Origin of the sequence: Bradyrhizobium sp. 154, from assembly GCF_023073875.1 — a bacterium.
Taxonomy (GTDB): Bacteria; Pseudomonadota; Alphaproteobacteria; order Rhizobiales; family Xanthobacteraceae; genus Bradyrhizobium.
The window spans coordinates 1-14,711 of record NZ_JADPKG010000048.1; the positions used below are offsets into that span (position 1 = coordinate 1).

Annotated in this window: 14 protein-coding genes; 3 read left to right on the forward strand and 11 right to left on the reverse strand. The window is 64.8% G+C overall.

The genetic code is table 11. From position 1 onward, the window contains the following. Positions 1–233: 233 nt before the first annotated feature. From IVA92_RS11620 to IVA92_RS11635, 4 genes are all read right to left on the reverse strand, one after another. Positions 234–500, reverse strand: a complete 267-nt coding sequence (locus IVA92_RS11620) for a hypothetical protein (RefSeq protein WP_211411683.1) — start codon at positions 498–500, stop codon at positions 234–236. 124 nt (positions 501–624) lie between these two features. Then, on the reverse strand, positions 625–2,535 hold the full coding sequence (locus tag IVA92_RS11625) for a propionyl-CoA synthetase (protein ID WP_247281438.1): 1,911 nt from the start codon (positions 2,533–2,535) through the stop codon (positions 625–627). A gap of 375 nt (positions 2,536–2,910) precedes the next feature. Further along, entirely contained in the window at positions 2,911–3,330 is a 420-nt protein-coding gene (locus tag IVA92_RS11630; RefSeq protein WP_247281439.1) for a lysozyme inhibitor LprI family protein, read from the reverse strand. Between the two features lie 216 nt (positions 3,331–3,546). After that, positions 3,547–4,308, reverse strand: coding sequence for a tetratricopeptide repeat protein (locus tag IVA92_RS11635; protein ID WP_247281440.1), 762 nt, complete (start codon positions 4,306–4,308; stop codon positions 3,547–3,549). 83 nt (positions 4,309–4,391) lie between these two features. On the opposite strand from IVA92_RS11635, the gene IVA92_RS11640 reads away from it, so the two are divergent. Further along, positions 4,392–5,969 carry a sodium:proton antiporter gene (locus tag IVA92_RS11640; protein WP_247281441.1) on the forward strand — a complete coding sequence of 526 codons (1,578 nt, stop codon included), beginning with the start codon at positions 4,392–4,394 and terminating at the stop codon, positions 5,967–5,969. Between the two features lie 123 nt (positions 5,970–6,092). Beyond that, positions 6,093–6,863, forward strand: a complete 771-nt coding sequence (locus IVA92_RS11645; RefSeq protein WP_247281442.1) for a hypothetical protein — start codon at positions 6,093–6,095, stop codon at positions 6,861–6,863. Positions 6,864–6,926: 63 nt separating this feature from the next. Here IVA92_RS11645 and IVA92_RS11650 read toward each other — a convergent pair whose 3' ends face one another. The 5 genes from IVA92_RS11650 to IVA92_RS11670 form a co-directional block, all read right to left on the reverse strand. Next, on the reverse strand, positions 6,927–7,733 hold the full coding sequence (locus IVA92_RS11650; protein ID WP_247281443.1) for a glucose 1-dehydrogenase: 807 nt from the start codon (positions 7,731–7,733) through the stop codon (positions 6,927–6,929). 11 nt (positions 7,734–7,744) lie between these two features. Continuing rightward, complete coding sequence (locus IVA92_RS11655; protein ID WP_247281444.1) at positions 7,745–8,164, reverse strand: DUF1850 domain-containing protein; 420 nt, start codon at positions 8,162–8,164, stop codon at positions 7,745–7,747. Next, positions 8,125–10,236, reverse strand: coding sequence for a TRAP transporter permease (locus IVA92_RS11660; protein WP_247281445.1), 2,112 nt, complete (start codon positions 10,234–10,236; stop codon positions 8,125–8,127). Before IVA92_RS11660 ends, IVA92_RS11655 begins: the two co-directional genes overlap by 40 nt. 112 nt (positions 10,237–10,348) lie before the next feature. Next, positions 10,349–11,296, reverse strand: coding sequence for a TAXI family TRAP transporter solute-binding subunit (locus tag IVA92_RS11665; RefSeq protein WP_247281446.1), 948 nt, complete (start codon positions 11,294–11,296; stop codon positions 10,349–10,351). Between the two features lie 261 nt (positions 11,297–11,557). After that, the gene (locus IVA92_RS11670) at positions 11,558–12,037 is read right to left on the reverse strand and encodes a hypothetical protein (RefSeq protein WP_247281447.1); all 480 of its coding nucleotides are present in this window, start codon (positions 12,035–12,037) and stop codon (positions 11,558–11,560) included. A gap of 193 nt (positions 12,038–12,230) precedes the next feature. Here IVA92_RS11670 and IVA92_RS11675 point away from each other — a divergent pair, with 193 nt between their 5' ends. After that, positions 12,231–12,536, forward strand: coding sequence for a hypothetical protein (locus IVA92_RS11675; RefSeq protein WP_247281448.1), 306 nt, complete (start codon positions 12,231–12,233; stop codon positions 12,534–12,536). 265 nt (positions 12,537–12,801) lie between these two features. Here the strand turns inward: IVA92_RS11675 and IVA92_RS11680 are convergent, their stop codons facing one another. After that, positions 12,802–14,013, reverse strand: coding sequence for a hypothetical protein (locus IVA92_RS11680; protein WP_247281449.1), 1,212 nt, complete (start codon positions 14,011–14,013; stop codon positions 12,802–12,804). Positions 14,014–14,070: 57 nt separating this feature from the next. Beyond that, positions 14,071–14,697, reverse strand: coding sequence for a CoA pyrophosphatase (locus tag IVA92_RS11685; protein ID WP_247281450.1), 627 nt, complete (start codon positions 14,695–14,697; stop codon positions 14,071–14,073). Positions 14,698–14,711 lie beyond the last annotated feature (14 nt).

Consider the following 14,711-nt stretch of genomic DNA (forward strand, 5'->3'; position numbering starts at 1 on the left):
AAGGCTTGCCCATCCATGCTGGCCTCCCGCCCAGCCAGCATGGTGAATCAGAAACGAACTGATTTGGGAATCCCAAATCGATTCAACCAAACCCCATCCCGCTTTAGCGCGTTGTTGCGCGAGTCAGCGTCAGAGCAGAGAGCGGACAAGGATTTCGACTGCTGCGTTGCAGGCGGATCACGGGAGACGTGAATGCGAGCAAGCGCCGCGGCACCATAATTTCGGATCGGCACTCACGGCCGTTCGGGATGGTTCAGCATGTATTCGCCGAGATCACGCTGACGGCGATCGGCACGCGCGGTGGCTGCATTGCGCTGGACATCACGGTCCTTGCGGCAGGCCACGTATTCCGGCGAGCCCTGCGCATAACCGCGGCTCTGGCAAACCGCGTCGTCATCGTCGCCGCCGACCGCTACGGGCGTCTGGTAACGCGCGGAGCAGGCGGAGAGTGCGATGGCGAGCAGGGAGATGGCGCCATACTGCGCGAGCTTGGCTGACATTGATCGGTCCTGTCTCATTCGTCATGCCCGGGCTTGACCCGGCAATCCATCGAAATCAAGGCAATTGCCTGATCATTGATGGATGCCTGGGTCAAGCCCGGGCATGACGACCGGAGAGCACAATTCACATCCGCCCCTTCAGCGCCGCGCCGATCTCGTCGAGCACCTTGGGGTCCTCGATCGTCGCCGGCATGGTCCAGGCTTCGCCGTCGGCGATCTTCTTGATGGTGCCGCGCAGGATCTTTCCGGAGCGCGTCTTGGGCAGGCGGCCGACGGTGATCGCAAGCTTGAAGGCGGCGACCGGGCCGAGCTTGTCGCGCACCAGCGCGACGATCTCCTTCTCGATCTCGGCGGGCGCACGCGTCACGCCGGCTTTCAGCACTAGGAAGCCGCAGGGCACCTCGCCCTTGATCGCATCCTTGACGCCGAGCACGGCGCATTCGGCCACGTCCGGATGCGAGGCCAGGATCTCCTCCATGCCGCCGGTGGAGAGGCGGTGGCCGGCGACGTTGATGATGTCGTCGGTACGGCCCATGACGAAGACATAGCAGTCCTCGTCCTTGTAGCCGGCGTCCGAGGTTTTGTAATAGCCGGGGAATTCGCTGAGGTAGGCTTCCTTGAAGCGCGCGTCCTGATTCCACAGCGTCGGCAGGCACCCCGGCGGCATCGGCAGCTTGATGACGATCGAGCCCATGGTGTTGGGCCCGACCGGCTTTGCGGCTTCATCGACGATCTCGACCTGATACCCCGGCATCGGCACCGTCGGCGAGCCGTGCTTCACCGGCAGCATGCCGAGGCCGACCGGATTGCCGGCGATGCACCAGCCGGTCTCGGTCTGCCACCAATGATCGATCACCGGCACCTTCAACTGCTGCTCCGCCCATTCCACCGTCGGCGGATCGGCGCGCTCGCCGGCAAGGAACAGCGTGCGGAATTTCGAGAGATCATATTGCCGGATGAATTTGCCTTCCGGATCCTCCTTGCGGATGGCGCGGAAAGCGGTCGGCGCCGTGAAGAAGGCGACCGCCTTGTGCTCGCTGATGACGCGCCAGAACGCGCCGGCATCGGGCGTGCCGACCGGCTTGCCCTCATACATGATCGAGGTCGCGCCATGCAGCAGCGGGCCGTAGACGATATAGCTGTGACCAACCACCCAGCCGATGTCCGAGCCGCACCACCAGACCTCGCCCGGCTTGACGCCATAGAGGTTGAACATCGACCATTTCACCGCGACGAGGTGGCCGCCATTGTCGCGCACCACACCCTTGGGGATGCCCGTCGTGCCCGAGGTGTAGAGGATGTAGAGCGGATCGGTCGCGGCAACAGGCATGCAGGGCGCCTTCTTGCCGTCGTTCAGCGCCTTGCGCCGCAGGCTCGCCCAATCATAGTCGCGTCCCGGGGTCAGGTCGCAGGTGTGCGGCGGACGTTGCAGCACGATGCAGGCCTTCAGCTTCGCGCTCGCGAGCTTGATCGCCTCGTCGAGCAGCGGTTTGTACTGCACAATACGGCCAGGCTCGATACCGCAGCTCGCGGAGAGAATGAGCTTTGGCTGCGCATCGTCGATGCGCGTGGCGAGCTCCTTGGCAGCAAAGCCGCCGAACACCACGGAATGCACCGCGCCGATGCGCGCGCACGCGAGCATCGCGGTCACCGCCTCCGGCACCATCGGCATATAGAGGATGACGCGATCGCCTTTGGCGACACCAAAATCCTGCATGATTGCGGCGAGTGCCTGCACCTCGCTCAAGAGCTCGGCGTAGGTGAATTTGGTGATGCTGGCCGTCAGCGGCGAATCATGGATCAGCGCGACCTGGTCGGCGCGGCCGCGTTCGACATGGCGGTCGAGCGCATTGTAGCAGGTGTTGACCACGCCGCCGGTGAACCAGCGGCCGTAGGTTCCTTGCGTCGCATCGAAGATCCTTTTCGGCGGCTCGATCCAGTCGATCTCCTTGGCCGCCTCGGCCCAGAATCCTTCCGGATCGGCCAGCGAGCGCGCATGGACCTCGTGATAGAGACTCTTGCCCTGGACGTTCATTCCCGCGCTCCCGTTCCCTTTGGCCTGGTCTTGACCTGACGGCAGGAGAAGCGTCCCGCCAGGACCAGGATCAAGTGCCGGCCTTGCTTGACGGGTATTTTCCCGGGAACGGGCCGCGGTTCAAGCCGAAAAGGATGGGCCTTTTGGAGGAGAGGCGTAGAGCTTGCGCGCATCGGCGCTGCGCTCCCTCTTCCGCCTGCGAGGAGGCTGGGGTGCCTCCGCGTCGGGAGGCCTATGGAGGAAGTCTCCAAGAGGGGAAGGCCCTCACCCGCCGCGCTCTGGACGATGCTTCGCACCGCCGGGGACGCGTCGACCTCTTCCGCAAGCGGGAGAGCTAACCGAGCCAGCCGTGCGACTTCGGTTCTTCAGCGCTTCTCAGCTTGCCATCGCATCGAGCCGCTGCAGGCGGTCCTTCATGACCTTCTTCAGATCATAGCCGGGGCGGCCGAAGCTCGCGTTGCGCGTCGTGAGGAAATCGCGCTGGTTTTTGCGCAGGTCGGCCGCGAGACGCGCTGTCGCAGCCCGCAGCACACGCTCGTAGGTCTCAGCGATCTGGCGGTCCAGCACGCCGAGTTGCGGATCGGCACAGATCACCTTCTCGACCTCGCGCGTCGCCGTGGCGCAATCGAACGACGCAGCGTTGCCGGAAGCCGCATTCATCGCACGCAGCGGCTCGGATCCGAATTTCGCGATCTCGGCGATCATGGCGCGGCGGCCGCTCGCGGCATTCTCGTTACTCGGGTCGAGCCGCAGGGCCGTTTCGTAATCGGCCAGCGCCTTCTTGCGTTCACCCATCAACAAGGCTGATTGCCGCGCCGAGGAAGAAGGCGCGCAGCGAAATTTTGGCAAACCAGGGCATTTGCGCGGAAGAATGTGTGCCGCACATGACATAGGGCTCCGTGACGTCGGGTTCTCACCGTTGTCGCGGCTGGCAAAGGATGGGTTCAAATCGGGCGTGCGGAGAGCTGCCCGCACTCCTCGCCCCGCTTGCGGAGAGAGGCGGAGGTCCCGTCAATATCCATCCACACCGTTCAGCCGCTGCAGGCGCTCCTGCATCGCCTTCTTCAGGTCGTACCCTGGCCGGCCGAATCCGGCATTGCGACGCGCGACGTATTCATCCTGCGCGCGCTGGAGCGTCTTGGCTTCACCCGCATTGCGCGCCTCGCGGATCACGCGCTCATTGGCGGCAAAGATCTCCCGGTCGAGATCGGCGAGCTCGCGATTGCCGCAGATCGCCCTTTCCACGGCGCGTCGCGCACGGGCGCAATTGAAGCTTGGCTTGCCGGCGACCGCTATCTGCGCCCCGATCCGCTCGAGCTCGCGCGCCATTGCCTTGTGATTGGCCTTGGCCTTCTCGTGGTTGGGATCAATCTTCAATGCCGCGCCGAAATCCTGCACTGCCTTGGGCCTGTCCCCCTTCTTCAGCCAGAGCTCACCGCGCGCGTTGAAGATGTCGGCGAGACCGGGATCGAGCTGCAAAGCCCGGCTGTCGTCCGCGATCGCACGGTCGATCTGCTCGTGCCGCGCATAAAGCGCGCCCCGCGCGACCAGCGCCTTAATCAGGGCTTCCTTCGCGGTCTTCTCATGCTCGATCACGGCCGCGCAGGCCGTAACCGCCTTGTCCATATCGTCGGCCGCCGCCGCCGCAAGGCATGGCGCGACATCGACCTGCGCCACCGCGACCGGCTCGCCGCCCGTCGCCGCATGGGCCGCGGCGACCGAGAGCGCGCAGAGCAACCCGGCGCCCGACAGTTGAATGAGAAAGGAACGCATGTTCGTCACGATCGGAACGCCTTGCCTTCAATCTTGCCTGGTCGCCCCACTATCCATCATTACGGCCGGATTGGTGCTAGCTTGTGGCGCCGCTCAAATCGGTTTCGGGAATCACCGTGTCGACATTCGAATGGATCATCGTGCTTCTGCTCGGCGCCGTCGGCTTATCGGCGCTGGCGCGGCGGATCAAGGTCCCCTACCCGACCTTCCTCGCCATTGGTGGCGCGCTGATCGCTTTCGTGCCGTCGAGCCCGTCCTGGACGCTGGAGCCGGACCTGGCTTTGGCGCTTTTTGTCGCACCGGTCCTGCTCGATGCCGCGTTCGACACCTCGCTGCGCGATCTGCGCAGCAATTGGGTTCCGGTCTCGACCCTGGTCGTCGCCGCGGTCGGCTTGACCACGGCCGCCGTGGCCTATGTCGCGCACCGGCTGATGCCCGATATGCCCTGGGCTGCCGCGGTCGCGCTCGGCGCCATCGTGGCGCCGCCGGATGCCGCGGCTGCGGTCGCGATCCTCAGCCAGGTGAAGCTGCCCCACCGCATGGTGAAGGTCCTGGAGGGCGAGAGCCTGCTCAACGACGCGACTGCGCTCTTGATCTATCGCATCGCGGTGGGCGCGGTTGCCACCGAGCACCTGACGTGGAGCCAGGTCGCACCGACCATGGCGCTAGCGCTGGTTGGCAGCGTCATCGCTGGCCTGCTCGCGGGCCGCATTGTTCCGCTGTTCATTGAACGGGTGAAAGAGGCACCGAGCGCGATCATCTTGCAGTTCGCCACCACCTTCCTGGTCTGGATCGCCGCCGAGCATCTCGGCCTTTCCGGCATTCTCACCATCGTCGTCTATGCCATGACGATGGCACGCAGGGCGGGGCTGCGCATGCCGGCGCGGCTACGGGTGCCCTCCTATGCGGTGTGGGAGACGATGGTGTTCGTGCTCAACGTGCTCGCCTTCATGCTGATCGGCATGCAGATGCGACCGATCTGGACGCGGCTCGATGCCGACGTACGCTGGGAATATTGCGTCGCCGCCGCCTGGATCCTGCTCACAGTGGTGCTGGTCCGGCTGCTCTGGGTGACGTTCTACCGGACGACGCTCCGCGCGCTGATCGCGCAGCGGATCTATCGCCCGAAGGATCCGAAGCAGGTCGCCTCTGCCAAGGGCGGCCTCATCATCTCCTGGTGCGGCATGCGCGGCCTCGTCACGCTCGCCACCGCTTTTGCCCTGCCGGAACACTTTCCACATCGGGATTTCATCGTCTTCATCGCCTTTGCGGTGGTGCTGGGTTCGCTGGTGATCCAGGGCCTGACGCTGCGGCCGCTGATCCTGGCGTTCGGCCTCAAGGACGACGATCCTGTCGGCATCGAGGTCGCGCGCGGACGCGCGGTCGCCTATCGCGCCGCGCTCGACGCCATCGAGAGCGATCCGTCGGAGGAAGCGGAAATCCTGCGGCTCGAATATCGCGCGATCCTGATGCAGGCGGAAAACGATCCGAACGGCGGCATCGCCAATGGCGAGCTGCCCGCCGATCCCCTGCGCCGCCGCGCCATCGAAGCCGCGCGCAAATCGATCTTCGACCTGCGCGCGACCGAGGTGATCGGCGACGACGCGTTCCACAAGCTTGAGGAAGAGCTCGATCGCGCCGAATTGAGCGCGGGGGGATAGTTTCATCGTCCGGGACAAGCGCGCCCAGAGCGCGCGCGATCCGGGATCTCCGCGCGAGCGCTTGCGCTTGTGCGGGACGACAGTGGGATTGAACCAAACCCCGCCTTGCCAGACTCATTCCAGATGACGACCCTGATCGACGACCGTCGTGTCCGCGCGCGTGATGCGTCGCCAGCACGATATTTCTATCTCCACATGTCGCTCGCTTGCGCGGCCACCGCGTTTTTGGGCTTTGCACCGACCTATTGGGTGCCGCTTGCCAACCGGACATTCTCCGCAAGTCCCGTGATTCATTTTCACGGTCTCTTGTTCTTCACCTGGTCGCTCTATTTCGTGCTTCAGACCTGGCTCGCAGCCTCGGGCCGCGTGGTCAATCACCGCGCACTCGGCATGGCCGGCGTCTCGCTCGCGACCGCGATGACGATCTTCGGCTTCCTGGCCTCCGTGCATGTGATGCAGCATTCCGCCACGCTCGGGCAGGAGGAGGCCGGCATCGCGTTCTCGATCGTCCCGATGAGCGGGATCGCGTTTTTCGCGATGGCATTCGTGCTCGCGATTGTGAACGCTCGGAGGCCCGAGGTCCACAAGCGCCTGATGCTGCTCGCGGCGGTGTCAATTCTGGATGCCGCGATCGCGCGCTGGTTCCTCACCTTCCTCGCGCCTCCAGGACCACCGGGCCCGCCGCCGGTGCCCGTCACCATCGCGCCGGCCGCCGTCGCCTCGCTCCTGCTCGTCGTCGCCATGGTGCGCGACTGGCGCACCATGGCGCGCGTGCATCCCGTCTACATCTACGGCACGCTCGCACTGCTGGCGGTGAAGGTGCTGAACTGGCCGGTCAGCGAGACGGCGGCCTGGCACGCGTTTGCCGCCGGGATTCTGGCGCTGGCACAGTAGGTCGCTCTAACCTCCGCTGTCGTCCCGGATGAGCGAAGCGCAGATCCGGCACGACGGCGGCGCCTAGGCCCCCGCCTTGCAGGTGATCCCGCCGTCAACCACGAGCTCGATCCCCGTCACGTATTTCGACTCGTCTGACGCCAGGAACAGCGCTGCGTTGGCGACGTCGAAGGCATCGCCCATGTGGCCCATCGGCACCTGCGCATCGCGCGCGCGCCACATCGCCTCGACGTCGCCCTTGGCATAGCTCGCGGCAAGCCCGGCAGAGTGCTCGACCATCGGCGTCTTCATCAGGCCCGGCAGGATCGCATTGACCCGCACATGATGGCGCGCGAACTCGATCGCGGTGGTGCGCGTCATCTGGTTCATCGCCGCCTTCGAGGCGCCGTAGGTGACGTAGGAGATGCCCATGTGGCGGATCGAGGCGATCGAGGAGATGTTGATGATCGAGCCGCCACCCTGCTTCACCATCACGGGAATGACGTGCTTCATGGCGAAATAGGCGCTCTTGAGGTTGACGCTGAAGACACGATCCCAGCTCTCCTCGCTCACCTCGACCACGCTGCCCATCTCGGCGATGCCGACATTGTTGTCGAGCACGTCGATGCGGCCATGGGCCTTCAGACACGCCGCCACCATCGCCTCGATCTCGGCAGGCCGCGAGACGTCGGCCGTGAATGCCATCGCCTTGCCGCCTTCGTCATTGATGATCTTCGCGGTCTCCTCGGCCGCCGCACCGTTGCGATCGACGCAAAACACCTGCGCGCCCTCGCGCGCAAAGGTCACCGCGGTCGCCTTGCCGTTGCCCCAGCCGGGTCCAATCGAGCCGGCGCCCACCACCATGGCAACCTTGCCGTTGAGCCGATCCATTGTGATCTCCCTTATTTCTCTTGTTGTTCGCAGATGCTCATTTTGGTGACGTTAGCACCGATCGGATGGCCGACAATCTCCGACAATGTCCGGCACTTTCCAGCATGGCACAGCCGCCACTCCCCCGCCGTGCCCGAATTACCCAGCACGACCTCCGGCACCGGCGCGCGGTTCGGTTGCCACTGAAACCAGCCGTCGATCAGCCGCGCCTCGGGCGGCGGCTCCATACCGGGGCCAGTGCCCTTGACGCGGGCCTGCACCAATTCGAGGCCGGCGGGCGTGGCCCGCCAGTCTTCCTGCCATTCGACCTTCGCGATCGAATGCGTCCAGGCCAACGTGAAGGCGGACAGCGCCAGCGCCTTGACGCCGCCTGCCGTTGCCAAGCAGAGGCTCACACCGCCTCGACCGCCGCCGGCGGACGCCGGCGCCATTGCCACAGCACGAGCGCCGCGGAGAGCACGAAGCCGGCCGTGTCGCTGAACGGGAATTCACCGAGCAGGCAGAACGCGGCGCCGAGCGCGACCAGCCGCTCGACCAGCGTCAGCCGCGTGAACAGGAAGCCGATCGCGACCATGCCGAACAGCGCGATCGCCACCAGCGCCTTGAAGCTCGCGAGTGCCACCGCGCCGTAGAAGCCGAGCTTGGCCGCCATGGGATCGCCGGCCTGCAGCATCAGCGCAGGCGAATAGACGAAGATGAAGGGGATGACGTAACCGGCGAGCGCGATGCGCATCGCCTCCCAGCCGATCTTGTCCGGGTTCTCCTTCGCGATCGGCGCCGCCGCGAGTGCGGCGAGCGCCACCGGCGGCGAGAGGTCGGCCATGATGCCGTAATAGAACGCGAACATGTGGCTCGCGATCAGGGGAACGCCGAGCTTGGCGAGCGCCGGCGCGGCGAGCGCGGCGGTGATGATGTAGGTCGGGATGGTCGGGATGCCGGTGCCGAGCAGAATCGACAGCAGCATGGTCATGATCAACGCCAAGAACAGGCTCTTCTCGCCGAGGCCAATCACCCAGCCGCCGAAGATGGTGCCGACACCGGTCTGCGACATCATGCCGATGATGACGCCGACGATAGCGCAGGCCATGCCGACGGTGATGGCGGATTTGGCGCTCTCGGCCAAGGAATCGCGGCAGGCGCGCAACGCCGCAAAGCCGCCGCGCACGAACGCCGCGATCACGATGAGCCCGACCACGACGCAAGCAACCGGCACGATCTGGAGGCCGTCGCGCGACAGCGCGGCGACGACCAGCGCGAGGCCGATCCAGAAGATGTAGCGAATGACCGTCGCGGACACGCCGGCCGTGATGCTGGTCCCCAGGATCAGCGCCACCGTCAGCGCAAGGCCCATGCTGCCGGCATAGAGCGGCGTAAAGCCTTCGAACAGCATGTAGACGAGGGCGGCGAGCGGCAACACGAGATACCAGCGCGTCACCAGCGCCTTCCAGGCGCTCGGGATCTCCGAGCGCTTCATGCCGACGAGCCCGTGCTTGCCGGCTTCCAGATGCACCATCCAGAACGCTGAGGCGAAATAGAGGATCGCAGGGATTGCCGCCGCCTTCACGATCTCCGAATATTGCACGCCGAGCGTCTCGGCCATGATGAAGGCAACCGCACCCATCACTGGCGGCATGATCTGTCCGCCCATCGAGGCCGTCGCCTCGACGCCCGCCGCGAACGCGCGGCGGTAGCCGAACCTGATCATCAAGGGGATCGTGAACTGGCCAACCGTAACGACGTTGGCAACGCCGGAGCCGGAGATCGTGCCCATCATGCCCGAGGCGAACACAGCGACCTTGGCAGGTCCGCCGCGGGTGCGGCCGAACAGGCCGAGCGAGACGTCGGTGAAGAGCTGGATCATGCCGGCGCGCTCCAGGAAGGAGCCGAACAGGATGAACAGAAAGATGTAGGTCGCCGAGACGTAGATCGGCACGCCGTAAAAGCCTTCCGTGCCGAACGACAGATGCGTGACGATCTGGTCGAAATCATAGCCGCGATGGTTGAGCGGCGACGGCAGATATTGGCCGAAGAACCAGTAGACGAGACAGGCGCCGCACATCAGCGGCAGCGCCGCGCCCATCAGCCGCCGCGTGCCCTCGAAGATCAGCACGGCCAGCAGCGTGCCAACGACGAGATCAAGCCGCGTCGGATCGCTGTCACGGGCGATCAGGTCAGCATAGAAGATCCATTGATAGAGCCCGCAGAAGAAGCCGGCGCCGCCGATCACCCAACCGAGCGCACGGCCGAAATTGCTCTTCGCGGTGAAATTGCCGATCAGGCCGAAGGTAAGCAGCACGAGGAAGCCGACATGGACGCCGCGCACCACCTGGCTCGGCAGATAGTTGAAGGCGGCGACATAGAGCTGGAAGGTGGCAAACGCGATCCCGATCCAGTAGGCGAGATGGCCCCACCAGCCCGGACCAAAGCCTTCCGGAAAGCCGTGCTCGAAATTGTCGAACTCGACCTTGATGGGCGCAGCTTCGGTGCCCTCTGCCTGCAACATCGATATGTCCCCGCGCCCTGAAATCGTCATGCCCGGGCTTGCCCCGGGCATCCATCGAAAGATGAGTCCTGGTGGATGGATGGCCGGGTCAAGCCCGGCCATGACACCTGTATTACTTGATCAGCCCCTTTTCCTTGTAGTAGCGGATCGCGCCGGGATGCAGCGGAACCGGGCTGCCGCTGGCGGCCGTCTCGAGCTTGATCTCCTTGCCGGCTGCATGCGCGTTGGCGAGCTCGGGCAGCGACTCGTAGACCAGTTTGGTCATCTGATAGGCGAGATCGTCCGACACCGCCGAACTGGTCACGAGGTAGTTCACGACGGCAGCCGTCGGCACGTCCTTGTCCTGCCCGGTATAGGTGTTGGCCGGAATGATCGCGGAGATGAAGGGCGGGCCGATCTTGTCGACGGTCTCCTTCGGCACCGACACCACCGTGATCGGGCTTGAGGTCGACAGGTCCTTCAGCGAGGCGACGCCGAGGCCGGCCGATTGCAGCGTCGCAGCGAGCTGGCGGTTCTTCATGAGATCGACGGATTCGGCGAAGGGCAGATATTCGACCTTGCCGAGATCCTTGTAGCTCATGCCGGCGGCGGCGAGGATCGCGCGGGAATTGAGCTCGGTGCCGGACTTGGGCGCGCCGACCGAGAGGCTCTTGCCCTTGAGGTCGGCGAGTGTCTTGATGCCGGACTCAGTGGTCGCAACGATCTGGATGTAGTTCGGATAGATCGCGCCAATGGTCCTGAGCTTGTCGAGCTTAGTCTTGAAGCCCGCCTCCTCCTCGCCGTTCCAGGCGGCTTTGAGCGAGTCACCCAGCGTGAAGGCGAGCTCGCCGCGGCCCTGCTGCAGCAGGATGAGGTTCTCGACCGACGCTTTGGTGGCCTGCACCTGCGTCTTCACATTCGGAATCTTGTCGCCGTAGATCTTTCCGATCGCGACCCCGAGCGGATAGTAGACGCCGGAGGTGCCGCCGGTCAGCACATTGATGAAGGATTGCGCCTGAGCGCAAGGTGCCGACGCCGCCAGAGCAAGAGCCGCGGCCACGCCGAAGAACGTCCGTTTCATGGTTGTTGTACTCCCCAAACCGGCGGCGAAATTGGCCGGATGAAGGGGGCGGGTCAACCCATCCAAAAGGCAAAACAGGACTGCGGTAAACGGCCGTTCCGGCTCGATTTTTTGGGGGAACCCGGCGGGTGCGGCGAGGTGGCGCAGCGCTCACCTCTCCGCTCGCGGAGAAGTCGCGAGGCTCGCTCCTCTAGCGGGATTGCCCCCACCGCGAATGCCCCTCTCCCCAATACTCCCCCGCAAGCAGGAGGGAGCGCACCCTCACTGGAACGTCATGTCCAGGCACTTGGAGATATCGGAGCCGAGGCCGGAGGAGATGATGATGCAGCCGCGCACCTTTTGCGCGCTGGCATCGGCGGCCCAGACCGAATAGCCGCCGGGGCCGAAGAACGAGTTGGTGTTCGGCGGCTCGGTCTCGGTGGCGTCGAAATCGTATTTGCCGTCGGTCTCGAAGATGCGCGGCTTCCTGGTGCAGCCGCCGTCGGTCTGGACGTTGATGACTTCCTTGTTGTCGCGGGTCAGCGCCAGCGAGACCTGGCAGCGGAAATATTCCGAGGTCTTGGTGTTGAACAGATAGGTGTAAGACTTGCAGGTCGCGGTGTTCAGCTTGCCGGGGGCAAGGCCGCGGCTGCACGAAATGCGCTGGTTGTGGCTGAGCTGGTAATCATCGGCCCGGGCGGCCGGTGCCAGCGCCGTCAGTGACAATGCAGCAGCCCAGCAGAGTTTAATCACATGGCGCATCCGAATCATCCCCACCCATAATTTGTCGAGTTGCGTTCTAGACGGAAAGCGGAACATAGTCGCGAGGGGACGAAGGGAAAATCACAAACCGCTGGGCGAGACGTGATGCGCTGCGGCGCTTTCGCGAATTGACCCGGAAATACCGTTCGTGATTTGTTCAAACCCGGAATGTCCCGACGGTGGGAGGATGGGAATGACGGGATTTTCAACCAAGTCATTTGCAATCGCAGTCGCGCTCGGCGCCGTTGCCGCGCCCGCACTGGCGCAGACCGCGGCAACGCCGTGGGAGCTCAAGCCCGACACGGGCTACGCCTACGACAAGGAGGGCAAGACCTATTCCTACAAGATGGGCACCAGCAATGCCGGCGAGCTGCTGAAGGGCGCCAAGAAAGTGCCGAAGGGGACGCTGTTCTTCATCGGCCACAACGGCCAGCTCTACATGCGCACCGGCCCATATCTCGAAGGCGACGGCAAGTTCAAGTTCGGGCCGGATCAGTAGGGTTTGACCTCGCGGCGATAGCGGCGCCACACGCTCGGCGTCATCGTCCGCGAAGGCGGACGATCCAGTATTCCAGAGGCCGTTGTAATTGAATCGAGGGGGGCCGCGGCATTCTGGATGCCCCGGTCAAGCCGGGGCATGACAGCGGAGGATGTAGCTGCCGTAGGTGGGCAAAGGCGCCTTAGCGCCGTGCCCACCATTGGTCAGCGCATTCCGGTCGAGAATGGTGGGTACGCTTCGCTTGCCTAACCTACGACAGCGCTAACTAAAACGCCCCCGCCAGCTCCGTTGCGCCGGCTTTGCTGCTGTTCGAGTCCATGCGCTCATCCGTCACCGCCAGCAACTTCGCCACCGTGTTGTGGCGGATCGCGACCGGGTTGCGCTCGTAGCCGCCGCGCTGGAAGAAGTTCGAGGTCGGCACCTGTTCGCGCAGCGCCTGCGGCATCGTCACCATGTCGAGGCCGGTGCCGTCGCCGGTGAGGTTCATCATCTCGAGCTCGGCCGCGGTGAGCGGCCGGGTGTAGCCCTTGGCCCGCGCGAACAGCACCGAGGTCAGGAGCTTGTGGGTCTGGAGCATCGGGCCGACATCGACGTCGAGCACCATGGCATGCATGGCCCAGCCCTGGGCGGTGTTGCCGATCTTCTCGTGCTCGGACCAGGTGTCGGGCACCGACTTCGCATGCGCCACCATTTTCTTCAGTACCGCGAGCTTGTGCTCGAGCGCCTGGCGCGCCGGCCCCGAGCTGCGCGCCACCTTCTCCGAAAGCGCACGGATGAATTCATGGCCCTGCTCGGCCAAGAGCTCGACGCTGTTGGTGGTGAGCAATTGGTTGTAGCCCATCGCGGTCGAGATCGCGCGCTTGCCACCATGCTCGATTCCCGCCTGCACGTCGTAACTGCCGGTGCCGCCGGTCTCGAACGAATAGACCCGCACGGCCTGCTCCCGCGTCAGCCCCGAGGCGAGCGCGTAGCGCGCATAGGCTCGCTTGAACTCGACCTCGTTGGTCGGGCGCTGCGGCGTGAACTGGTAGAGCTCCTGCGCTGCGCGCAGGAAATCAGCGACCACCGGAATGGGCTTTCGTGGCGGGCGCTCCGGCGTTTCCTCCGGCTCCGGGTTCACCGGCCGCTTCGGCCCGTTGTAGAGCGGCGGATGCTCCAGCACGTAATCGTCGAGCGTGATCTGTTGTCCGCTGCGCCGCTTGGCGTTGCGGGTGCGGCGCTTCTCCGAAATCTGGCTCCAATAGGCGCCCGCTTGGGCGTCGAAGGCGGCCCGCGCCGCCTGATATTCCGCGAGCTTGCGGCGATATTCGAGCACAGCCGGCGAGGCCCCACCCTGCGCAAAAAACTGCGACAGGAGCTGAGCGTTGGCATTGCTGACGGCGGGCGGAAGCGCGTCGCCGCCGCGCGCGGCGGGCGCGAGCAGCACGAGCGCGAATGGAACCAGCGTCAGGGCGCGTCGAATCGGTGGGTGATGCATGCTGCCCCTCTTAGCAGGCATCCGGTAACCGTCACGTTAACGTGCCGTTTACCATCGTCATTTCCAGGCGAACACTGGCTGTTCCAGCTCAGTCACGCGTGTGTGCCGACCCGCCAGCACCTCGCGGAACTGGTAGATCAGCGCCGCCGTCGGTGCGTGGATCAGGCTCGCCTGATGATGGAAGCGAATCACGCGTCGCCCGCTTTCGGGGATCGCGACGAAGTCGAAAGCGTTCTCGCGCTCGATCGTGGCGAGCGCGACGCGATGGACGGACGCGACCTCGTCCGGGTTCGGCCTGATCACGGCGCTATCCGACGCCCAGACCACGACCGGCGTGATCAGATAGCCGGAGCGTGTCGGATAATCGTCGAGCGTGCCGAGCACGTCCGTGCTGTTGAGGCGGAGGCCAAGCTCCTCGTCGAGCTCGCGCAGCGCCGCCTCGACCGACGTTTCGCCGGGATCGCAACGTCCGCCCGGCAAGGCCCATTGGCCGCGATGGGCACGCAGATGCGATGCGCGCAGCGTCAGCAGCAACGCAGTGTCATCGCCCTCGCCTGCCGCAATCAGCGCAACTGCCACCGCGGCACGCTTCAATGCCGCCGGCGCTTCTTCCTCAGGCAGGCGCGCGAAGGCCGCGCAGGCGGCGGCGATATTCCGTCGTGTGGCATCGTCGAACGGTCTCATGATGCTTGACTACA

Excerpts from the sequence above, each read along its gene's own strand:
- IVA92_RS11620 (WP_211411683.1), bottom strand. The coding sequence starts at position 500 with ATGTCAGCCAAGCTCGCGCAGTATGGCGCCATCTCCCTGCTCGCCATC.
- IVA92_RS11625 (WP_247281438.1), bottom strand. The coding sequence starts at position 2,535 with ATGAACGTCCAGGGCAAGAGTCTCTATCACGAGGTCCATGCGCGCTCG.
- IVA92_RS11630 (WP_247281439.1), bottom strand. The coding sequence starts at position 3,330 with ATGGGTGAACGCAAGAAGGCGCTGGCCGATTACGAAACGGCCCTGCGG.
- IVA92_RS11635 (WP_247281440.1), bottom strand. The coding sequence starts at position 4,308 with ATGCGTTCCTTTCTCATTCAACTGTCGGGCGCCGGGTTGCTCTGCGCG.
- IVA92_RS11645 (WP_247281442.1), top strand. The coding sequence starts at position 6,093 with ATGACGACCCTGATCGACGACCGTCGTGTCCGCGCGCGTGATGCGTCG.
- IVA92_RS11650 (WP_247281443.1), bottom strand. The coding sequence starts at position 7,733 with ATGGATCGGCTCAACGGCAAGGTTGCCATGGTGGTGGGCGCCGGCTCG.
- IVA92_RS11655 (WP_247281444.1), bottom strand. The coding sequence starts at position 8,164 with ATGGCGCCGGCGTCCGCCGGCGGCGGTCGAGGCGGTGTGAGCCTCTGC.
- IVA92_RS11660 (WP_247281445.1), bottom strand. The coding sequence starts at position 10,236 with ATGTTGCAGGCAGAGGGCACCGAAGCTGCGCCCATCAAGGTCGAGTTC.
- IVA92_RS11665 (WP_247281446.1), bottom strand. The coding sequence starts at position 11,296 with ATGAAACGGACGTTCTTCGGCGTGGCCGCGGCTCTTGCTCTGGCGGCG.
- IVA92_RS11670 (WP_247281447.1), bottom strand. The coding sequence starts at position 12,037 with ATGCGCCATGTGATTAAACTCTGCTGGGCTGCTGCATTGTCACTGACG.
- IVA92_RS11675 (WP_247281448.1), top strand. The coding sequence starts at position 12,231 with ATGACGGGATTTTCAACCAAGTCATTTGCAATCGCAGTCGCGCTCGGC.
- IVA92_RS11680 (WP_247281449.1), bottom strand. The coding sequence starts at position 14,013 with ATGCATCACCCACCGATTCGACGCGCCCTGACGCTGGTTCCATTCGCG.
- IVA92_RS11685 (WP_247281450.1), bottom strand. The coding sequence starts at position 14,697 with ATGAGACCGTTCGACGATGCCACACGACGGAATATCGCCGCCGCCTGC.